Raw genomic sequence first — 20,967 nt, 5'->3', positions numbered from 1 at the left:
AATTTAGCGCGGCGACGCCGGTGGATTAAAGGGCCGGCCCGGCAGGCTGGGCGGCTTGAGCGTTTGTGCCACATGCACCATGGCCGCCACGCCCAGCACCGGGACGATCAGGTTCAGGATCGGGATGGTCCCCAGGAAGACGATGACGATGCCGGTCAGCCACAGCACGCCCGTATTGGCCCGCCGCCAGGCTCTTACTTCGGCCGGGTCCAGGCGGCGCAGCGCCACCAGCTCGTAGTACATGCGCCCGGTGAGCCAGCCGTTGACGGCATAAAACAGCACCGCGCCCAGGCCGGCGATGAAGATCGCCGCGATATAGAGGGGCAGCATCACGAGGTTCAGGGCCACCACGGCCACCAGGAACACCACGCCCGTCCAGATGCCAGTCCAGATCGGGATGCCGCGCGCCTTGCCGAGCTGCGGGTAGTGCCGGGCTTCGACGATGTCGGCGATATACTCCAGGAAGATCGAGATCACGATGCCGAAGCTCGCCGGGAACAGCATCAGCGCCAGCACGATCACGCCGGCGCCGCTCGCCCAGACGATGACGTCGTTGACCCACTTCCATTCGAAGTTGGCGAAGGATTTCAGGCCCCACCACGCCAGCACGGCGATGCCGATCTGAAGCACGAGGCTGAGCAGCAGCGACCACCAGATGAAGACGCGCAGCTTGGGATCGCCGAGCTGCTGCACTGCCAGTTCGAAGGCGCGGATCATGTCAGCGCTCTCCTTCCTCCCCCGTCTTACGGGGGAGGCGTCCCTCACAATCCTCCCCCGTCATACGGGGGAGGGAAGGGAGGGGGAAGGCAACACAGGTGATGTCAGGGAAGGCCATGATCTGAAATCTTCAATAGCACGACTGAGGCTCTCCCCCTCCGGCCCTTCGGGCCACCTCCCCCGTAAGACGGGGGAGGAATGAGCCTCGTCGTGACTGGGATTACTGCGCCCCCACCACCCCGGCCGCCTTCAGCTCGCCGATCTCCTTGGCCGAGAAGCCGCGCTGGCTCAGGATCTCGTCGGTGTGCTGGCCGCGCTTGGCGGCCGGGCCCTTGATGCTCTCCTTGGTGCGCGAGAAGCGCGGCGCGGGGGCGGGCTGGGGGAAGCCCGAGACGTCGACATAGGCGCCGCGCGCCTTGGCGTGCGCATGCTGCGAGGCCTCCTTCATGGTGAGCACCGGCGCGAAGCAGATGTCGGTGCCTTCCATGATCGCGCACCACTCATCGCGCGTCTTGGTGCGGAAGATGCCGGCCAGCCGGCTCTTGAGCTGGGCCCACGCCTTGCGGTCCATCTGCGCCGGCAGGCTCTCGCCCTGCAGGCCGGTCTTCTCCAGGAGCTCGGCGTAGAACTGCGGCTCGATCGAGCCGATGCAGACGAACTTGCCGTCCTTCGTCTCGTAGGTGCCGTAGAAGTGCGCGCCGCCGTCCAGCATGTTGGTCTCGCGGTCGCTGTCGTTCCACAAACCTGCACCCGCCATGCCGTAGATGCCGCCCAGCAGCAGCGCCGCGCCGTCGACCATGGCCGCGTCGATCACCTGGCCCTTGCCCGAGCGCTGTGCCTCCAGAAGGCCACAGACCATGCCGAAGGCCAGAAGCATGCCGCCGCCGCCGAAGTCGCCGACCAGGTTGAGCGGTGGCGTCGGCTTGTCCTTGACGCCGATCGCATGCAGGGCGCCGGTCAGCGCGATGTAGTTGATGTCGTGGCCGGCCGCCTTGGCGAGCGGGCCTTCCTGACCCCAGCCCGTCATGCGGCCATAGACCAGCTTGGGATTGCGCGCGAGGCAGACGTCCGGTCCCAGGCCCAGCCGCTCGGCCACGCCGGGGCGGAACGGCTCGGTGATGCCGTCGGCCTTCTCGATCAGCCGCAGCACGACCTCGACGCCTTCCTTCTTCTGCAGGTCGACCGAGACCGAACGGCGGCTTCGGTTGTGCACGGCGAACTTCGGATCGGCCAGGCGGTCCATGACATGCGCCTTGGTGCGGTCGACGCGGATCACGTCGGCGCCCATGTCGCCCAGCATCATCGAGCACATCGGGCCGGGGCCGATGCCGGCGAGCTCGACGATCGTCAGCCCCGAAAGCGGACCTGCCATGGTTTCCCTCCTGCGAAATGCGCATTTATCTTCGACGGAGGATGTTAGCCGATACGACGTCGCTGTCATCCCGAGGCCCCCTCGCGAAGCTCGGGGTAAACTTCGGCCGAGGGGCCTTTCCTGCGGCATTAAAGGTCTCTCGGCCCATGGCGTCGGGATGACAGTCTCATTGGTCGCGGTCTAAAGTCCGCGCCGCAGAAAGGGTCGGAGGAAACGGGATGGGTTGCGGCCGGTTTTTCACCTCGCTGGCGCTTGCGTTCGCCGTGATCGGCGGCGCCTTGGCCCAGCAGACGCCGGCGCCGCCCGCTGCCGCTCCAGCGCCGCCCGCCAAGGAATATGAGCAGCAGTTCCTGGTGGCCGGTTCGTGGTTCCACGGCGTCCATGGCCTCGCTTTCAACAAGGACGATCAGCTTTTCGCCGGCTCCGTGGTCGGCCAGACCATCTATCGCGTGCAGGTCGATTCGGGCGAGGTCGACCGCGTCATCGATCCTCCAATGGGCATGGCCGACGACATCGCCTTCGCCGACGACGGCACCATGGCGTGGACGGCCTTCCTGCTGGGCAAGGTCTATATCCGCCGGCCCGGTGGCGAGCCGATCGAGGTCGCCTATGGCATGAGCGGCCCCAACTCGCTCGCCTTTGGCAAGGACGGCCGGCTGTTCGTCTCCGAGGTCTTCCTGGGCGACGCGCTCTACGAGATCGACATCAAGAATGCCGGTAAGCCCAACTCAGGCTTCAAGTCCTGGGCCAAGAACGAGCTGCGCAAGATCGCCGAGAAGATGGGCGGCCTGAACGGCTTCGAGATCCACAAGGACGACGGCTTCCTCTACGGCCCACTCTGGTTCAAGGGGCAGGTCGTCAAGATCAACCTCGAGACCGGCGGCATCGAGGTGATCGCCGACGGGTTCAGGATCCCGGCGGCGGCCAACATCGATCCGCAGAACCGCGACAATGTCTTTGTCGTCGACACCGGCACGGGCGGCATCTGGAGCGTGAGCCTCACCAGCAAGGCCAAGAAGCTGGTGGCCTCGATGAAGCCCGGCCTCGACAACCTCGCCTTCGATTCGCGCGGCCGGCTGTTCGTCACGTCGATGACCGACAACGGCATCTACCTGGTCGACAAGCAGACCGGGGCGCACAGAACCATCGTCGAGGGCAAGCTCGCCGTTCCCGCCGACCTCGCCGTCGTCTCCGAGAATGGCAAGGATACGATCCACGTCGCCGACGTCTTCAGCTATCGCACGGTCGACGGCCAGACCGGCGCGGTGCAGGACGTGCTGCGCGTGCACGGCGAGACGCATGCCTATCCGCTCGGCATCTCGGTTGGACCCAAGCACGTGCTGTTGACGAGCTGGTTCTCCAACACCGTCGAGAAGGTCGACCGCAAGACCGGCAAGCTGGTGGCAAGCTTCGGTGAGTTCGCCACCCCGATGGATGCGCTGGAGACGGCCGACGGCACGATCTATGTCGCCGAGCTCGCGAGCTCCAACCTGGTCAAGGTCAGCGCTGACGGCAAGCAGCGCTCCACCGTCGTCAAGGAGCTGCGCGGGCCGGCGGCGCTCGCTCGCGGCAAGGACGACCTGATCTATGTCACCGAGATCGCCGCCGGCGCGGTCGCCGAGATCAATGTTGTGACCGGCGCGCGCCGGGTCGTGGCCGATGGCCTGGCCGGACCCGAGGGCATCGCCGTCGGACCGGACGGGCGGCTGTTCGTGGCCGAGGTCGGCCAGAAGCGCGTGGTCGCCATCGATCCCGCGACCGGCGCCAAGACCGTGATCGCCTCCAACCTCGATATCGGCCTGCCGCCCTATCAGGGCGGACCGCCGGGCCTGGTGCCGACCGGCGTCGCCGTCGGTGCCAGCGGGACGGTCTATGTCAGCTCCGACATCCGCAACGCGCTCTACAAGCTGACGCCTCCCGCGCCGTAAAGGATCCGCATGCCCGGCATTCCCTTCATCAAGGAATTCAAGTTCGACTACGGCACGGCGATGGAGGTGACGCCTCTGATCCGTCGCGTCGTCGCTCACAATCCCAACCCCTTCACCTTCAAGGGCACCGGCACTTACATCATCGGCCACGGCAAGGTGGCGGTCGTGGATCCCGGGCCGGACATGCCGGAGCATGTCGACGCGGTGTTGCGCGCCCTGCGCGGCGAGACGGTGACGCACATCCTGGTGACGCATACCCATATGGACCATGTGCCGGCGACGCCGGCGCTCGCCAAGGCGACCGGCGCCAAGGTCTATTCCTTCGGGCCGCATCCCAGGCCGGAAAGCGATGAGACGCCCGAGCAGTTCGGCGACTTTTCCTTTGCGCCCGACGTCAAGCTGAACGACGGCGACGTCATCCAGGGCGACGGCTGGAACGTCGAGGCGGTGCACACGCCTGGCCACATCTCCAATCATCTTTGCTTCGCGCTCAAGGAGGAGAAGGCGCTGCTGTCGGGCGACCATGTCATGGGCTGGTCGACGGCGGTGATCTCGCCGCCCGACGGCAACATGGCCGACTACTTCGCGAGCTTGCGCAAGCTCCTGCCGCGCGACGAGACGCTCTACATCCCGACCCACGGCTCGGAGATCCGCAACCCCAATCCCTTCGTGCAGTCCTATATCGAGCATCGGTTGGGCCGCGAGGCGCAGATCATAGCGCGGCTCAAGGACGGGCCGCAGACCATCCCGCAGATGGTCGCCAAGAACTACGCCGACACGCCGATCCACCTGCACGCCGCCGCCGGCCGCTCGATGCTGGCCCATCTCATCCAGATGGTGAAGGACGGCCGCGTGAAGACCGACGACGGCAAGGCGCGGAGCGACAGTACTTATCGGCTGTAAGCGCGTGCCGTTACTGGGCGCACGCTGCCATTAAGCGAACGCTGTCATCCCGAGCGAAGCGAGGGACCTTTCCCGTTGCTTAAAGGTCCCTCGCTACGCTCGGGAGACAGCCTCATCGTCACTTCGGCTCGAACCCCGGCACCCACTTGGGATGCTGCGGCAGGTTGTCGGTGATCTCGTGCCACGGCGCCTTCGACGAGGTGAAGACGTGCAGGCGCGGCCGTACGCCCGGATCGTCGTCGAACAGGCCCGCCGCGATGCTGATAAACGGGAGATACGGGGCCTGGTTGGGAACCAACGAGCTGCAGGTCCGGCAGAACTTGCGGACGCTGCCCGGCGACGATTCATAGCTGCTGATGTTGTCCTCGCCGGCCAGCCAGCGGAATTTGTCCTTCTCCACGTGGACGTAGGTGGCGACGCTCGCGCCCATTAGCTTGCGGCAGTTCACGCAATGGCAATGGGTCATCGACCGCGCCGCCTCGATCTCGAAGCGGACGGCGCCGCAGGCGCAACTTCCTTTGATCATCGGACCCTCCGTAAGGCCGGGCATCCTATGATAACGTCCGGCCCGAAAGGAAACGTCCAATGGATATGAAACTCACCGGCAAGACAGTCCTCATCACCGGCGGCAGCCGCGGCATCGGCTTCGCCTGCGCCATGGCCTTTGCCAGCGAAGGCTGCGCCGTGCACATCGCGTCCCGTTCCAAGGAATCACTCGAATCCGCGCGGGAGAAAATTCGCGCACGGCACAACGTGCCGGTCGAGATCCATGCCGCCGATTTCTCCAAGGGCGACACGGTGCGCTCCGTGGTCGATGCCGTCGGCCACGCCGACATCCTGGTCAACAATGCCGGTGCCATCCCGCGTGGCGACATCTTCGCCATGACCGAACCCAAGTGGCGCGAGTCCTGGGAGCTGAAAGTGTTCGGCTACATCAACGCAACGCGCGCCATGCTGGAGAAGATGTATACGCGCAAGAAGGGCGCCATCGTCAACATCATCGGCCTGGCGGGCGAGGCCTATAACTACGACTACGTCACCGGCTCGATGGGCAATGCGAGCCTGATGGCCTTCACGCGCACGGTCGGCTCGAAGAGCGTCGATCACGGTGTGCGGGTGGTGGCGATCAACCCGCCGGCCACCCGCACCGACCGCATGCTCACCCTGCTGCGCGGCCAGGCCGAGCAGAAGTTCGGCGATCCCGAGCGCTGGCCCGAGCTCACCAAGCACATGCCGTTCGGTCGCGCCGCCGAGCCCGACGAGGTGGCCGACCTCGCGGTGTTCCTGGCGTCGGATCGCGCCAGCTACATCAGCGGTGTGGTGATGACCCTGGATGGCGGGCAGGCGGCTCGGCACTAGCAGCCAGACGTCGTGCCGCTAGAACTTGGCCGCTAGAACTTGACGTTGCCGCCGAGCTTGAACAGCTCCGGTGACCGGCGTTCGCTGGGGCTGCTCGTGCCCGAGGAGCTCGAGCCGCCCGTACTGCGGCTCTCGGCCGAACCTTGCCCTTGACCATTGGTGGCCGGCCCGACCCTGACGAAGGAGTTCAGCGCGCCCGACTGATTGTCGAGGCGCAGCTCCTTGAAAGCGGGCTTGTTTGCCGTCGGGCCGCTGTCGATGCGGCCCTGGGGAGCCGATCCGGCTGGGGTGCCAGACCCCAGACCGGGCGGCAGGCCGTTCGGTGCGGTCGTGGTCTGCGCCTGTGCCATGGCGGGCATCAGGAGAGCGGCAGCAGCAACGGCTGCAAGGGTCGAAAGGCGTGACATCGTCTTTAAGCCTGCGGTCGGTCGTCGGGTGCTCCAGCCGCCTACTTGCGCTTGGCGGCGGCGGCCTTGGCGGGATTGGAGTTGGCTGAGGCGAAGGGCGAGGCCGGAACGACGACCTTCGGCTTGTTCTGCTTGGGCTTCTTCATCTCGCGATTGCTGCGGCGGTGTTTCTGCGACATTGATCACCTCGTGGCGTCATGCTGAGCGCGGGAACACCCGCGACCGCATAGACCCTAGGCGCTTTGTCCCTGCCTGTACGATTTATCTCGCCGAATCGTCTCCCTCCCCATCGCGGAATCCGCGATGGGGAGGAAGGGCTTCGCTTTAGAAGTGATAGTTCACACCAACCCGGATCAGGTTGTTGTTCGTGCTCTCGCTGGTGGTGCCGGGCAGCAACGACGTGCTCGGCGTGCCCATGTAGAGGTATTCCAGCTTCATCGACCAGCGATCGGTGATGATGCCTTCAATGCCGCCGCCCGCGGTCCAGGTCCAATAGTTGGAACTGATCGACGCGAAGGGACCGTCGATGGTCCGCTGGCCCCACACCGCGCCGCCGGTGAGGTAGGGCATCACCGAACCCACCGGATAGCCGACCCGTGCACGCATGGTGCCGAACCACGGCACGCGCTCGGTCGTGCTGAAGGGACCGAATCCGCTGCCGCCGTTCACACCTGCCGCAAAGGTCGAGCCTTGGAAGTCGATTTCACCGCCGAGGATCACGGGGCCGAGAAGATAGTTGTAGCCGGCCTGAGCACCGCCGACGAAGCCGCTGCCCGCACCGGACAAGCCGCCAGGACCGGCCAGTCCGTTGAAGGAGGTGGCCGTGTTGCCGAACATGCCGCCGGCATTGAGGCCGGCGTAGAAGCCGTTCCATGTCGGGCTGGCTTGTTGTGCGGCGACTTGTGTCGTCGCCATCGCTGTCACCGCGATCGCCAGTCCGAGAGAAGCCCACTTGCGCATTGACGTACTCCACGCCTGTTGAACTCCCCCATCGGCAGTACGACACAAGTGGCGTGATCGTGCCTGTGGCAAGTGCAGTGATCGAAGCGAACCCAACGTGAATCAAATCGGGCGGAATGAAGTCGCAGGGTGGCGGAGAGTACGCATGCGATGTGCCGGCGGAACGAGATAGAAAAAATGCTGAATATACAACCAGGAGTTTGTGGCGATCCTCGAGTCCTCCGCAGACTGTTGACAAGTTCGAGCAAGAATTTCCCCGGCAGGCGCCGCTCGGCGCTACTGTGACAGGACATGTTCGATTCCCGCGCCAACGCCTCGGCCCTGCTGCACTCGGTCTTCGGCTTCAATGCCTACCGGCCCGGCCAGGAGGAGATCGTCGATGCCGTGCTGGCGGGCGAGAACGTGCTGGCCGTCATGCCGACCGGCAGCGGCAAGTCGCTGTGCTACCAGCTTCCCGCCATTGCCCGGCCCGGCCTCACCCTGGTGGTGTCGCCGCTGATCGCCCTGATGCGCGACCAGGTGCGGGCGCTGACCGCCGCGGGCGTCGCGGCGGGCAGCCTGAACTCCAGCAACGAGCCGGCCGAGAATTCCCGCGTGATGAGCCTGCTGCGCCGGCGCGAGCTCAGGCTGCTCTATGTCGCGCCCGAGCGGCTGGCGCGCCCCGACACAGTCGAGATGCTGGCCGAGAGCGACGTTTCGATGATGGCGATCGACGAGGCCCACTGCGTCTCGCAGTGGGGCCACGATTTTCGCCCCGAGTATCTCAGCCTGGGCAACGTGGCGCGGCAGATTGGCGGCCGGCTGCAGACGCTCGCCTTCACCGCGACCGCCGATGCGCCGACCCGCAACGATATCGTCGACAAGCTGTTCGCCGCCCCGCCGCGCGTCTTCGTGCGCAGCTTCGATCGCCCCAACCTTCGTCTCGCCTTCAAGCCCAAGGAGCGCTCGTCGCGCCAGGTGCTGTCCTTCGTGCGCAGCCACGAGGCCGAGAGCGGCATCGTCTACTGCGCTTCGCGCCGCAAGGTCGAGGAACTCGCCGAGGCGCTGAAGGCCGCCGGCGTCAATGCGCTGCCCTATCACGCCGGCCTCGACAAGGCGGTGCGCGACAGCAACCAGGACGCCTTCCAGCAGCAGGACGGCGTGGTGATGACCGCGACCGTCGCCTTCGGCATGGGCATCGACAAGCCCGACGTGCGCTTCGTCTGCCATGCCGACCTGCCGGCCAACGTCGAGGCCTACTACCAGGAGATCGGTCGCGCCGGCCGCGACGGGCTCGCTGCCGACACGCTCACCCTCTACAGCCTGGGCGACATGCAGCTGCGTCGGCTGCAGATCGAGCAGAGCGAATCGCCCGACGAACGCAAGCGCATCGAGCGCCAGCGGCTCGGCGCCCTGCTGTCGCTGGCCGAGGCGCCGCGTTGCCGGCGCCAGACCCTGCTCGCCTATTTCGGCGAGGCCTCACAACTCTGCGGCAACTGCGATCTCTGCCAGGAAGGCGTCGAGCGGTTCGATGGCACGATCGACGCGCAGAAGGCGATGTCGGCCATCGTGCGCACCGGCGAGCGTTTCGGCATGGAACATCTCGTCGCCCTGCTGCTGGGCGAGCGCACCGAGAACATCCTGAAGTTCAACCACGACCGCCTGCCGACCTTCGGCGTCGGCAGCGGCCGCAAGGCCGGCGAATGGCGCTCGATCTTCCGCCAGCTCTCGGCCACTGGCCTGATCGCCCAGGACCTGATGGAGCATGGCCGCTGGTGGGTCACCGACGAGGGCTGGAAGGTCCTCAAAGGCCAGGCGAAGATCGAACTGCGCAAGGACATGGCGACGGGCGCCGCAGCCAAGGGTTCCAGGCGCGACCGCAAGGCGGCCGCCGCCGCGGCGTCAGTCGTTGTGAGCGAGGCGGACGCCACCCTGCTCGAGGCCCTGAAGGCGCTGCGCACCAAGCTGGCCCAAGTGCAAAAAGTGCCGGCATACGTCGTCTTCTCCGACCGCACGCTGGTTGAGCTCGCCACCCACCGGCCGGCCAGCCCGCGCGCCATGCGCGAGATTCACGGCGTCGGCGACACCAAGCTCGAACGCTACGGCGCGGCGTTCCTCGAGGTCGTCCAGGCCCATCCTCGCTAGGATTCGCGGCCGGAACCCGTCATCGGCAGCGGCGTTACAAAGGTCGCGCTGCAGCGAAGTCTGCTCGCGATTCTCGCCCGACATGGGGGCAGTGAGAGGTGGAGCGGACGATGAGTGGGCCCAAGCCCAAAGCCCGGACAGGCGTTCCGGGCCTCGACGACATCCTGTTGGGCGGCCTGGCGGCCGGCCGGCTCTTTCTCCTGGAAGGCAGTCCCGGCACCGGCAAGACCACAATGGCGCTCAGCTTCCTCCTCGAAGGGGCGAAGTTGGGAGAGCGCGGCCTTTACGTCACCTTCTCCGAGACCGAGCGAGAATTGCGGGCCGGGGCGGAATCGCACGGTTGGGATATCGACGACAAGATCGACATCTTCGAGATCGTGCCGCCTGAGAGCCTGCTCGATTCCAGCCACCAGCAGAGCCTGCTTTATTCCTCGGACCTCGAGCTTGGCGAGACGACCAAACACATCTTCGATGCCGTCGAGCGCACCCAGGCGGAGCGGGTCGTGGTCGACTCGCTGTCGGAAATCCGCCTCCTGGCGCAAGACTCGCTGCGCTACCGTCGGCAGATCCTGGCGCTGAAGCACTACTTCGCCCGGCAGGGCGCGACCGTGCTTCTGCTCGACGACCTCACGGCCGACACGCTCGACAAGACCGTGCACAGCGTCGCTGCCGGCGTCATCCGGCTGGAGGAGATGTCGCCCGATTACGGCGCCGAGCGGCGACGCGCCCGCGTCATCAAATATCGCGCTCAGGGCTTCCGCGGCGGCTACCACGACTTCGTCATCCGGCATGGGGGCGCCCATATCTTCCCGCGGCTGGTCGCGGCCGAGCACCGTCGCGACTTCAAGCGCGGACGCACCGGCAGCGGCATTTCCGGCCTCGACAACCTGCTGGGTGGCGGCGTCGAGCGCGGGTCGAGCACTCTGCTGATCGGCCCGGCCGGCGCCGGCAAGAGCCTAATCGCGCTCCAGTTCGTGGCCCAGGCGATCCGCGATGGCGGCAAGGCCGCGATGTTCATCTTCGACGAGGAACTGGGCCTTCTGTTCGAACGCGCCAAGCCGCTGGGGTTCGATCTCGCCGCCCTGCAGGCCGGCGGGCGCCTGGTCATCAACCAGCTCGACGCGGCGGAGCTGTCGCCCGGGGAATTCTCGCAGAGAGTCCGCGACGCCGTGCGCGACGGCCAAGTCTCGACCGTGGTGATCGACAGCCTCAACGGCTACCAGGCATCGATGCCGCAGGAGAACTCGCTGATCCTGCACATGCACGAGCTCCTGCAATTCTGCAACCGCCAGGGCGTGTCGACCTTCCTCACGGTCGCCCAGCATGGCCTGGTCGGCGACATGAAATCGCCGGTCGACGTCACCTACCTTGCCGATGCAGTGATCATGCTGCGCTTCTTCGAAGCGCGCGGTTCGGTGCGGCGCGCCATCTCCGTCATCAAGAAGCGCACCGGCAAGCACGAGGACACGATCCGCGAATTCTGGATCGACGGCGGTCTGCATGTCGGCGAGCCGCTTGTCGAGTTCCACGGCGTGCTGCGGGGCACGCCCGTCCTCTACGATGAAGCCGTGCCGGTACGGCCGGCGGCGGGCGGGTGAGCGCCGCCGCCCTGACACCGATGCTCCACGCGCTGGTGTTGGCGCCGCGGGGCCGCGACTCCGCCGTCGCCGCCTCCTTGATCGATCAGGTCGGCGTGCCGAGCCGCATCTGCCGCGACATTGCCGAGCTGGTCGAAGCGCTGGGCGACGACGCGGCGTTCGTGCTGATGACTGAGGAGGCGATCCGCAACGTCGACCTGAATCCGCTCGCCCAATGGCTGGCAGGCCAGCCGCCATGGTCCGATCTGCCCTTCATCCTGGTGACCGACCACGGCGGCCCGGAGCGCAATCCCATCGCCGCGCGCTGGCTCGACGCCCTGGGCAACGTGTCGTTCATCGAGCGCCCGTTCCATCCCACCACCCTGATGAGCGTGGCGCGCTCGACCATAAGGGGTCGCCGCCGTCAGCACGAGACGCGCTCGCTGCTCGAGGATCTGCGGCAGGGCGAGCTCAGGCTGCAGCAGATCAACGACCAGCTCGAGCGCCGGGTCGAGGAACGCACAGCCCAGCTCCAGCATGCGCATGACGAGCTGCTGGAGCAGATCGCCGAGCGCGCCCGCACCGAGGATCAGCTGCGCCAGCTGCAGAAGCTGGAATCGATCGGCCAGCTCACCGGCGGCGTCGCGCACGACTTCAACAATCTGCTGACGGCGGTGCTGGGCAATCTCGAGCTTCTGCGCAAGCGGCTGCCGCACGATCCCACCATCGAACGCCTGCTCGACGGCGCCACCCAGGGCGCGCAGCGCGGCGCCGCCCTGACTCAGCGCCTGCTGGCGTTTGCCCGGCGCCAGGCGTTGCAGCCGCGGCCGACCGATCTCGCCGAGCTGGTGCGCGGCATGGCCGATCTGCTGTACCGCTCGCTCGGTCCGACCGTCGAAATCGCCTTCGACCTGCCGCCCGGCCTGCCGCCGGCCTCGGCGGATCACAACCAGATCGAGCTCGCCCTGCTCAATCTCGCGGTCAATGCCCGCGATGCCATGCCCGACGGCGGCACGCTGACGATTTCGCTCTCCCTCGAACAGGTGCCCACGGCGCGCGATCTCGCAGCCGGCCGCTACATCAAGCTCTGTGTCTCGGATACCGGCTGCGGCATGGATCCGCAGACATTGGGCCGAGCCATCGAGCCGTTCTTCTCGACCAAGGAAGTCGGCAAGGGAACGGGATTGGGACTATCCATGATCCATGGGCTCGCGCTGCAGCTCAAGGGCGCGCTCAGGCTGCTGAGCGATGTCGGTCGCGGCACGCGGGCCGAGCTGTGGCTGCCGGTCGCCAATGGCGCCGCGGTGGCGGCGGCGCCCGCTTCCCAGTCGGAGGCCGATGTCAGCAAGCGGCGCCTGACGCTGCTCTTCGTCGATGACGACTTCCTGATCAGCCTGAGCACCGCCGCTCTGCTTGAGGATCTCGGCCATGACGTGATCAAGGCATCCTCGGGGCCCGCCGCGCTCGACGTGGTGAAGAGCGGCAGGCCGATCGATCTCCTGATCACCGACTACGCCATGCCGGGCATGACCGGCGTGCAGCTCGCCGAGGCGGTGCGCAAGCTCAGGCCCGAGCTACCGATCCTGCTCGCCACCGGCTATGCCGACCTACCGGCGCGCGCCAAGGTCGAGCTGCCACGGCTGTCCAAGCCCTATCAGCAGAAGCAGCTCGCCGATCAGATCACGTCGCTGGTCGGCTGATCGGCATGAGCTGGCGCAGCCGCTGGTCGCGCAGCCACAAGCCAATCCACAGGAACAGTCCGAGATAGACGCCGAACAGCGTGTGGCTGAACAGCGGGTGGTCGAGCCGGAGATGGGTGGCGATCGCGCCACCCATCAAGCCGGTCAGCAGCACCGCACCCAGCAACGACGTGCGCGGCCAAGCGTAGAGGGCGGTGCCGACCAGCGTCACGACGCCCAGGAAGCGGGCGAATGAATCGCTGGTCGGATAGCCGAGCTCTTTCAGGCTGTCGGTGACCGCCTGGATCGGCGCCAGCTTGATGGCGCCGTCGACGGTCAGGAAGAGGATGACAAGGCCGCTCAGCACGCGGCCCGTCCACAGAGCGGCCTTGGTGTTCATGGTCAGCTCTTCGTGATGGTGGTGCCTACCGACCAGCGCACGCCGAACGGGTCGCGGAACTGGCCGTAGCGATCGCCCCAGAACATGTCGGTGACGGGCATCAGCGGCTCGGCGCCGGCCTCGACCGCGCGCTTCCACCAGGCGTCGGCGTCGTCGACCTGCAGGTGCAGGGTGTAGCCGCCCTGCGTCTCCAGCGGATGACCATGGTCGGGGAAGGCGTCGGCAAGCATCAGCGAGCCGCCGTTGACCAGGAGATGGATGTGCATGTAGCGGCCCTTGTCGTCGGGCGGCATGCGCAGCACTTCGGTGGCGGCCAGCGCCTTGACGTAGAAATCGGCCGCCTTGCTGGCACTGCTGACACCGAGATAGGGCGCGACGCCGCCGAGGACCGGGGGAAGGGACTGAGTCATGAGGGTCTCCGTTCGTTAGATGCCCCAAGGACGAACGGGGAGGTAGCGGGCCGACAGGGGCACTCAAACTTTTTTGCTGGGGGCGCGCCACTCCAGTGGCGCGTCATGGTCTTCCGGACCCGAGCCTCCGGCTCGCTCATGAGCGCGCCAGAGGCGCGCGGTCCTGAAGAGCATGAGAAGACGCGCCACTGGAGTGGCGCGCCCCCAGCTAAGCGTTCTCTCTATCCAGATGATCCAGATGCTGGCGGATGTGCGCCGCCTCGGCTGGCGTGTTGGCCAGCGCAATCGCCCGGTCGAACGCCGCCCGCGCCTCGGCGCAGCGGTCGAGCTGTTGCAGCAGGGCGCCCTTGACGCCGTGGAAGTAGAAGTAGTTCGCGAGCTTGGCGCCGAGCGGCTCGACCATCTCCAGCGCCGCCGCCGGCCCGCGCACCTTGTTGACCGCCACGGCGCGGTTCAGCGTGACCACAGGCGAGGGTTCCAGGCGTTCGAGGTTGGCATAGAGCAGGTCGATCTGCGCCCAGTCGGTGTCCTCGGCCCGCTTGGCCCGCGCATGCAGCGCGGCGATGGCGGCCTGGACCTGGTAGGCGCCGGGCCGGCGGTGGCGCATCGCCTTGTCGATCAGCGCCAGGCCCTCGGCGATGCGCTTGTCATCCCACAGGCCGCGGTCCTGGTCTTCCAGCAGGACGATAGCGCCCTTGTCGTCGAAGCGGGCCGCTGCGCGCGCCTGCTGCAGCAGCATCAGGGCCATGAGCCCCATCACCTCGGGCTCCTGCGGGAACACGCGCAGCAGAAGGCGTGCCAGCCAGATGCCGTCGTCGGCCAGCGTGCCGCGCGTCGTCGCCTCCTCGCTGCGCGCCGAATAGCCCTCGTTGAACACCAGGTAGACCATGGCCGACACGGTGGCGAGCCGCTCCGCCCGCTCGACCGCGCCCGGCGTCTCGAACGGCAGGCCGGCGCCGCCGATGCGCGCCTTGGCGCGGGTGATGCGCTGTTCCATCGCCGCGTCGCCGACCAGGAAGGCGCGGGCGATCTGCTTGACCGACAGGCCGCAGACGATGCGCAGCGCCAGCGCGATCTGCTGCGTCGACGGCAGCTCGGGATGGCAGCACACGAACAGCAGTCGCAGGATGTCGTCGCGGTATTGCTCGCCGTCGAGCCGGTCGGCCAGCTCGCTTTCGGCGTCATCCAGGTCGGAGATCGCAGCCTCGTCGGGCAACGCCACCTGCTTCGCACGCCGACGCACGTCGTCCATCGCCGCGTTGCGGCCGACGAAGATCAACCACGCCGCGGCATCGCGCGGCGGCCCGTTCTGCGGCCAGGTTTTCAGCGCGCGCAGGCAGGCTTCCTGGAAGGCTTCCTCGGCCGTATCGAGATCGCGGAAATAGCGCAGCAGCGCCCCCACTGCCTGGGGGCGCGCGGCGGTCAGGACCGCGTCGATCCAGCCGATGTCATTCACGCCGCGGGCTTCCGCTCGCCGGAAGCTTGTGGTCATGCAGCTCGGCCACCGGTCGGATCTCGTAGCTGCCGGTGCCGGGATTGGCGACGGCCAGCTCCTTGGCCGTCTCGATCGCCTGATCGAGCGAGGCGCAGTCGACGACGTAGAAGCCCAGCAGTTGCTCCTTGGTCTCGGCGAAGGGCCCGTCGATCACCAGGTTCTCGCCGCGGCTCTTGCGCAGGGTGGTGGCGGCGGTGGTCGGCAACAGCCGGGCGACCGGGCCCAGCCGGCCCTGCTTGGCGAGCTTGTCGTTGACCACGTGCAGCCGGGCCATGGTCTCGTCGTGATACTGCTTGGACCACGAGCCGACGGCAGCCTCGGAGTTGTAGCAAAGGATGGCGTAGAGCATCGAAAACCCTCGATTTTTCCTAGGACGAACGAAGCGGGTGCATTCCGACAACCGGCCGGAAGAATTTTCGCCGGTTATTCCGCGCTGGAGGAGATCGGGTTGGCGAAAGGCGTGCCGGCCTTGAGGATGCGATAGCGGCCGCCCTGGATCTCGGCGGCGGTGACGATACCGGTGCGAGCGCTGCCGCCGTCCAAGCCTAGCCGATCGCCCTCGAACAAATGCGGGTCTTCCATGCCGCTGATGTCGCGGTGCTTGTCGGGCGGCGTGTGGCCGTGCACGACCAGGGTGCCCTTGAAGCCTGCCTTCCAGTCGAGGAAGCCATGGTTGATCCAGGCCCAGCGCGCCTCGGTGAAGATGGTCCAGGGCCGCGTCAGGAATTCGTCGGGATCGGCGTGCGGATCGAGCCCGCCATGGACGAACAGCGTATTGCCGAGGCGCACGTGGCTACGCATGCCCCACAGGCGATGGACGACGGCATCGCCCAGCGCCGCCTCGATAAGCGCCTGGTCAGGCCGGGCGTCGGGCTGTCCGGCGCGGGTACGCATCTGCTCCAGCAACGCGGTCCCGCCCATGCGCTTGGAGAGCCACATCGTCTCGGCCTTGTGGGCATGCGGCCCACCGATGACGGTGAGCAGCATCATGATCTCGTGGTTGCCCATCAGGCGGTCGACATGATCGACGCCATGCGCTTCCTCGCTCGCGGCCCACTGCTCCAGCACGCCGACGCTGTCGGGACCGCGATTGATCATGTCGCCGAGATAGATCAGGCGGCGCTTGCCGCCAGCCTCGCCCGTCAGGCGGGCGATGGCATCGAGCAGCGCGCGCAGTTCGGCGGCGCAGCCATGCACGTCACCGATCGCGAACACGGTCTCGCCGCCCAAGGCGAACGGTGCGGGTTTCCATTCGGAGATCTCGACGGGCAGCGCGACGGCGGCGTCCATGCGACCGATGCTAGCCCTATCCGGCGCGGCGCTCCACTGCGGCCCTTGTCATGTTGGCAGGGGGGCGACGCTCGAACTCTTCCTTGACGGTGCGGTTGAGGTCGAAGCGCAGCGCGGTGGCCTCGGGTCGCGACACCCAGAGATGGGCGGCCAGCGTGTAGTTGCCGTCGCCGAGGCTTTCCACGCCGACGTCGGAAACCCGCAGGACACGCTTATCGTGCTGGATCAGCTCCTTCAGGCGTTTGATGGCGGCGTCGATATCGTCGTTGGCGGGTCGCTGGAAGGTGAGCTCGATACGCGCCGTGTCGTTGCGCGTCGGCACGCGCACGATCTCGCCCCACAATTTGCCGTTGGGGATGATGATGCGGGCGTTGTCGTCGCCGTCGATCTCGGTGAAGAACAGGTTGATCTCACAGACCGAGCCGCCGACGTTGGCGGTCTCGATGCGATCGCCGATATGGAAGGGCCGGAACAGCACCAGCATGATGCCGGCGGCAAGATTGCTGAGCGTACCCTGCAGCGCCAGGCCAACAGCGATGCCGAGCGCGCCCAGCACGGCCACGAAGCTCGTCGTGGCGATGCCGAAGGTGGTGAGCACGGCGACAAAGGTGAAGACCAGCGCCATGTAGCGCGCGCCGTTGCCGAGGAAGAGCACGACCGTACGATCGATGCGCGACGACTTCTGGCACAGCCGCACGACCGCGCCGTAGACGATGCGCGAGGCCAGCCAGCCGACCAGCAGGATGATGATCGCGCCGACGACACGCAGGCCGTAGGTCGTGACCAGGGCCACGGCCGTGCTGGCCGCGCCGGTCCATTGGGCTTCGAGGTCCATAGGGCGGACAACGGATTGGCGGGCAGGTGGGTTGCCGTCAAGCGGCCCACCTGCCCCGTCTTACGGGGAGGCCGGGAGGGGGAAGGCCACAATGAGAGCTCCTCCCACAAGAAGATCATGATCTGAAATCAGCCGACAGCACGATGCTGTTCGCCCCCGCCCTTCGAGACGCGCGGAGTTTACCCCGAGGGGGCGCGCCTCAGGGTGATGCTAGCCGACGCCGCCTCAGCGCCCGTCGTTGTCGCGGATGAAGTCGCGGACGCGCGGCATGATCTGCTCGCGCCACTTGCGGCCGTTGAAGATGCCGTAGTGGCCGACGCGCGGCTGCTCCCAATGCACGTGACGTGCGCCCGGGATGTTGGGGGTGAGCGCGTGCGCCGCCTTGGTCTGGCCGATTCCCGAGATGTCGTCGAGCTCGCCCTCGACCGTCATCAGCGCGGTCTCGATGGCCGAGGGATCGATCTTGCGACCACGGCTCACCCAGGTGCCGCGCGGCAGCTGGTGCTCCTTGAAGACGACTTCGATGGTCTGCAGGTAGAACTCGGCGGTGAGATCCATCACCGCGAGATACTCGTCGTAGAAGGCGCGATGGCCGTCGGCCGAATCGTCGTCGCCTTTGACCAGATGCTCGAACTGGCGCATGTGGGCGTTGATGTGCCGGTCGAGGTTCATGCTGATGAAAGAGGTGAGCTGCAGGAAGCCCGGATAGACCCGACGCATTCCGCCCGGGTAGTTCAACGGCACCGTCGTGATCACGTTGTCGCGGAACCACATCATCGAGTTGCGCATCGCCAGGTCGTTGGGCGTGGTCGGGCTGACTCGCGTGTCGATCGGGCCGCCCATCAGGGTGATCGACCTGGGCTGGCGCGGATCCTTGTTGGCCGCCATCAGCGCCGCCGCTGCCATGACCGGCACCGACGGCTGGCAGACTGCGATGACATGGACGTCCGGTCCGAGGTAGCGGCAGAACTCCATGACGTAGTCGACATAGTCGTCGAGGTCGAAGTTGCCCTGGGCGAGCGGCACCTCGCGCGCGTCGGTCCAGTCGGTGATGTGCACGTCGTGCTCGGGCAGCAGCGCCTCGACCGTGCCGCGCAGCAGCGTGGCGAAGTGGCCGCTCATCGGCGCTACTACCAGAACCTTGGGATCCTTCCGCGTGGTGTCGCGATGGAAGCGCAGGAGCTGGCAGAACGGCTTGCGGAGGAGGATCTCCTCGTTGACGGCCACGACCTCGTTGCCGATCTCCGTCGTCTTCAGGCCGAAAGCGGGCTTGCCGTAATTCTGCGTGAGCCGCGCCATGATCTCGGCGCCGGCCGCGACGGACTTGCCGAACCAGGTGTCGGTCAGCGGGTTGTACGGGCTTGAGTAGAGCTGCTCGAGCGTGTTCGCCCAGAGGCGGACCGGCTTGGCGAGCTGACGCTGGAACTCGTACGCCTGGTACAGCAATGAAGACGCTAACACATTGGTTTCCTTGATTATTTCAGGTACCCGAGAGGGAGGTACTACGCTGGCGCGTGCGTCAGATATGGGGAGGGCTGCACCCTCCTGCCGCACCCTTTTTGTGACCGAAAACGCCCCAAACCCCGGTGCCCAACCTACACCAGCGGTACCCCGATGGCGACCGGAAGTTGGCCGCTAGAGAAGCCGTTGCACACCCGCCGCGATCTGCTCGGCCTTGGCTTCGTGCGTGAAGTGGGTGACGAAGCGGCCGTTGCGATCGAGCAGGTAGACGATCGAGGAATGGTCCATCAGGTACGGCGCACCATCCTTGCCCGGCACCTTCTGGAAGTAGACGCGATAGGCGCGGGCAACGTCGGCGATCTGCTGCGGCGTGCCGGTGAGGCCGATGAAGGTCGGTCCGAAATTCTCGACATAGCCCTTCAGCAGCTTGGGCGTGTCGCGCTCGGGATCGATGGTGATGAAGACCAGGTTCACCTTCTTGGCGCCATCCGGGCCCAGCTTCTCGATGGCGTTCGCCATCAGCAGCAGCGAGGTCGGGCAGACGTCGGGGCAATAGGTGAAGCCGAAATAGATCAGGGTCGGCTTGCCCTTGAGGCTGTCGCTGGTGACGGTGCGGCCGTCCTGGTCGGTGAGGGCGAACGGCCCGCCGATGGCGGGCTTGCTGCCTTGATAGGCATCCCAGCCGATCCACACGGCGGCGGCGGCCAGGCAGGCGATCCAGACGCCCAGCAGCGCCTTCATCGTACGTGACATGGGCGGAAGATGGGCCGCGCCAGGCGGCTCGACAAGCCGGACGGCTGGTCGCACAAGGGGAATTGATGAGCACCGATCTGATCCAATTGACGCGCGCCGCCGACTACGCGGCCCGCCAGCACATCGCGCAGCGGCGCAAGGGCGAGCGCGCCGAGCCCTACATCAACCACCTAACCGAGGTGGCCGCGCTGCTCGCCGAGGCGACCGACGGCAGCGATGTCGTTCTGCTGATGGGTGGCCTGCTGCACGACACGCTCGAGGACACCGACGCTACTCATGAGGACCTGGTCGAACGCTTCGGGCCTGAAGTGGCGGCGTTGGTCGCCGAGGTGACCGACGACAAGTCGCTGCCCAAGGAGGAGCGCAAGCGCCTGCAGATCGAGAAGACCGCGGGCAAGTCGCGACGCGCCAAACTGCTCAAGTTGGCCGACAAGACCTCCAACCTGCGCGGCCTGGTGGCGAGCCCACCGAAGGGGTGGCCGCAGGAGAGGCTGCGCGACTATGTCGTGTGGGCCCACGATGTCGTACGCTCTTGCCGCGGGCTGAATCCGCGGTTGGAAGCGGCGTTCGACGCCGCCCACGAGGAAGCGAGCCGGCACTACGGTTGAGAGGAATCCGATGTTCTACGACGCCGCCAAGCGCGATCATGGACTGCCGCAGGATCCGCTGAAGTCGCTGATCGTGCCGCGGCCGATCGGCTGGATCTCGACGGTCGACCGGCATGGCCGCGTGAACCTGGCGCCCTACAGCTTCTACAATGCCGTCAGCGAATTCCCGCCGGTGGTCTACTTCGCCATCACCGGCACCTACGGCAGCACGCCGACCAAGCACAGCCGCATGAATGCGGAATCGACCGGCGAGTTCGTCGTCAACATGGTGAGCGAGAGCCTGAAGGAGCAGATGAACGTCACGACCTCCATGGTCGAGTTCGGCGTCGACGAGCTCAGGCTGGCTGGACTGACGCCCGAGCCGAGCACACTGGTGAAGCCGCCGCGAGTCAAGGAATCGCCGGTGGCGCTCGAATGCAAGTACTGGCGCACCATCGAATTGCCGACCGAGAAGGGCCACGAGGCCAAGCGCGGCTCGGTGGTGTTCGGCCAGGTGGTGGGCGTGCACATCGACGACAGCATCATCAAGGACGGCCGCATCGACACGCTCGCCTTCAAGCCGGTCGCGCGACTGGGCTACAGCGAATACACCACGACCGACAACGTCTGGCGCATGAGAAGGCCGGACGATCCGAAGTTTCAGTAGTCTTCTGGACAGCCGGCCTCTGGCCGGCTCATTCTCTTCGGAG

Annotated in this window: 22 protein-coding genes; 8 read left to right on the top strand and 14 right to left on the bottom strand. The window is 66.5% G+C overall.

The genetic code is table 11. The features are described 5' to 3' along the window. Positions 1–3 precede the first annotated feature (3 nt). Positions 4–717: an EI24 domain-containing protein gene (locus tag RSO01_RS33320; protein WP_147154904.1), complete on the bottom strand. Its 714-nt coding sequence runs from the start codon at positions 715–717 to the stop codon at positions 4–6. Between the two features lie 220 nt (positions 718–937). Continuing rightward, complete coding sequence (locus RSO01_RS33315; RefSeq protein WP_147154903.1) at positions 938–2,089, bottom strand: CaiB/BaiF CoA transferase family protein; 1,152 nt, start codon at positions 2,087–2,089, stop codon at positions 938–940. A gap of 218 nt (positions 2,090–2,307) precedes the next feature. On the opposite strand from RSO01_RS33315, the gene RSO01_RS33310 reads away from it, so the two are divergent. Continuing rightward, a complete protein-coding gene (locus tag RSO01_RS33310; protein ID WP_174825973.1) occupies positions 2,308–4,017 on the top strand; it encodes an NHL repeat-containing protein in 1,710 nt (569 codons plus the stop codon). 9 nt (positions 4,018–4,026) lie between these two features. After that, positions 4,027–4,920: an MBL fold metallo-hydrolase gene (locus tag RSO01_RS33305; protein ID WP_147154902.1), complete on the top strand. Its 894-nt coding sequence runs from the start codon at positions 4,027–4,029 to the stop codon at positions 4,918–4,920. 118 nt (positions 4,921–5,038) lie between these two features. Here the strand turns inward: RSO01_RS33305 and RSO01_RS33300 are convergent, their stop codons facing one another. Further along, positions 5,039–5,446, bottom strand: coding sequence for a GFA family protein (locus RSO01_RS33300; RefSeq protein ID WP_147154901.1), 408 nt, complete (start codon positions 5,444–5,446; stop codon positions 5,039–5,041). Between the two features lie 59 nt (positions 5,447–5,505). On the opposite strand from RSO01_RS33300, the gene RSO01_RS33295 reads away from it, so the two are divergent. Continuing rightward, on the top strand, positions 5,506–6,279 hold the full coding sequence (locus RSO01_RS33295) for an SDR family oxidoreductase (RefSeq protein ID WP_147154900.1): 774 nt from the start codon (positions 5,506–5,508) through the stop codon (positions 6,277–6,279). Positions 6,280–6,311: 32 nt separating this feature from the next. Here the strand turns inward: RSO01_RS33295 and RSO01_RS33290 are convergent, their stop codons facing one another. The 3 genes from RSO01_RS33290 to RSO01_RS33285 all read right to left on the bottom strand — a co-directional run bounded on the left by RSO01_RS33290 (position 6,312) and on the right by RSO01_RS33285 (position 7,646). Further along, the gene (locus RSO01_RS33290) at positions 6,312–6,686 is read right to left on the bottom strand and encodes a hypothetical protein (protein WP_147154899.1); all 375 of its coding nucleotides are present in this window, start codon (positions 6,684–6,686) and stop codon (positions 6,312–6,314) included. 41 nt (positions 6,687–6,727) lie between these two features. Then, complete coding sequence (locus RSO01_RS47730; RefSeq protein ID WP_170303540.1) at positions 6,728–6,865, bottom strand: hypothetical protein; 138 nt, start codon at positions 6,863–6,865, stop codon at positions 6,728–6,730. Between the two features lie 145 nt (positions 6,866–7,010). Continuing rightward, positions 7,011–7,646: an outer membrane protein gene (locus RSO01_RS33285; protein ID WP_147154898.1), complete on the bottom strand. Its 636-nt coding sequence runs from the start codon at positions 7,644–7,646 to the stop codon at positions 7,011–7,013. A 291-nt stretch (positions 7,647–7,937) separates the two neighbouring features. Here RSO01_RS33285 and recQ point away from each other — a divergent pair, with 291 nt between their 5' ends. From recQ to RSO01_RS33270, 3 genes are all read left to right on the top strand, one after another. Continuing rightward, on the top strand, positions 7,938–9,770 hold the full coding sequence (gene recQ / locus RSO01_RS33280; protein ID WP_147154897.1) for a DNA helicase RecQ: 1,833 nt from the start codon (positions 7,938–7,940) through the stop codon (positions 9,768–9,770). Between the two features lie 110 nt (positions 9,771–9,880). Next, a complete protein-coding gene (locus RSO01_RS33275) occupies positions 9,881–11,368 on the top strand; it encodes an ATPase domain-containing protein (protein WP_147154896.1) in 1,488 nt (495 codons plus the stop codon). A gap of 20 nt (positions 11,369–11,388) precedes the next feature. Then, the gene (locus RSO01_RS33270) at positions 11,389–13,047 is read left to right on the top strand and encodes an ATP-binding protein (RefSeq protein WP_147154932.1); all 1,659 of its coding nucleotides are present in this window, start codon (positions 11,389–11,391) and stop codon (positions 13,045–13,047) included. Here RSO01_RS33270 and RSO01_RS33265 read toward each other — a convergent pair. From RSO01_RS33265 to RSO01_RS33230, 8 genes are all read right to left on the bottom strand, one after another. Further along, complete coding sequence (locus tag RSO01_RS33265; protein ID WP_147154895.1) at positions 13,028–13,426, bottom strand: DoxX family protein; 399 nt, start codon at positions 13,424–13,426, stop codon at positions 13,028–13,030. The two genes, RSO01_RS33270 and RSO01_RS33265, sit on opposite strands and share 20 nt — an antisense overlap. 2 nt (positions 13,427–13,428) lie before the next feature. Beyond that, positions 13,429–13,836, bottom strand: coding sequence for a VOC family protein (locus RSO01_RS33260; protein WP_147154894.1), 408 nt, complete (start codon positions 13,834–13,836; stop codon positions 13,429–13,431). A gap of 208 nt (positions 13,837–14,044) precedes the next feature. Next, positions 14,045–15,292, bottom strand: coding sequence for an RNA polymerase sigma factor (locus tag RSO01_RS33255; RefSeq protein WP_147154893.1), 1,248 nt, complete (start codon positions 15,290–15,292; stop codon positions 14,045–14,047). After that, the gene (locus RSO01_RS33250; protein ID WP_147154892.1) at positions 15,285–15,680 is read right to left on the bottom strand and encodes a YciI family protein; all 396 of its coding nucleotides are present in this window, start codon (positions 15,678–15,680) and stop codon (positions 15,285–15,287) included. The genes RSO01_RS33255 and RSO01_RS33250 overlap by 8 nt, the downstream gene beginning before the upstream one ends. 74 nt (positions 15,681–15,754) lie before the next feature. After that, positions 15,755–16,621 (bottom strand): metallophosphoesterase, encoded by an 867-nt coding sequence (locus tag RSO01_RS33245; protein ID WP_147154891.1) that lies wholly within the window; start codon positions 16,619–16,621, stop codon positions 15,755–15,757. Between the two features lie 16 nt (positions 16,622–16,637). Next, complete coding sequence (locus RSO01_RS33240) at positions 16,638–17,456, bottom strand: mechanosensitive ion channel family protein (protein ID WP_147154890.1); 819 nt, start codon at positions 17,454–17,456, stop codon at positions 16,638–16,640. A 225-nt stretch (positions 17,457–17,681) separates the two neighbouring features. After that, on the bottom strand, positions 17,682–18,917 hold the full coding sequence (locus RSO01_RS33235) for a polyhydroxyalkanoate depolymerase (protein WP_246158988.1): 1,236 nt from the start codon (positions 18,915–18,917) through the stop codon (positions 17,682–17,684). 174 nt (positions 18,918–19,091) lie between these two features. Further along, complete coding sequence (locus tag RSO01_RS33230; protein ID WP_147154889.1) at positions 19,092–19,670, bottom strand: SCO family protein; 579 nt, start codon at positions 19,668–19,670, stop codon at positions 19,092–19,094. Between the two features lie 65 nt (positions 19,671–19,735). On the opposite strand from RSO01_RS33230, the gene RSO01_RS33225 reads away from it, so the two are divergent. Both RSO01_RS33225 and RSO01_RS33220 read left to right on the top strand, forming a co-directional pair. Further along, on the top strand, positions 19,736–20,278 hold the full coding sequence (locus RSO01_RS33225) for an HD domain-containing protein (RefSeq protein WP_147154888.1): 543 nt from the start codon (positions 19,736–19,738) through the stop codon (positions 20,276–20,278). A gap of 10 nt (positions 20,279–20,288) precedes the next feature. After that, positions 20,289–20,924 carry a flavin reductase family protein gene (locus RSO01_RS33220; RefSeq protein WP_147154887.1) on the top strand — a complete coding sequence of 212 codons (636 nt, stop codon included), beginning with the start codon at positions 20,289–20,291 and terminating at the stop codon, positions 20,922–20,924. Positions 20,925–20,967 lie beyond the last annotated feature (43 nt).

It is taken from the genome of Reyranella soli, assembly GCF_007992495.1.
Taxonomy (GTDB): domain Bacteria; phylum Pseudomonadota; class Alphaproteobacteria; order Reyranellales; family Reyranellaceae; genus Reyranella; species Reyranella soli.
The sequence above is the reverse complement of the archived record's forward strand: the minus strand, read 5'-3'. Positions and strand labels throughout refer to the sequence as shown.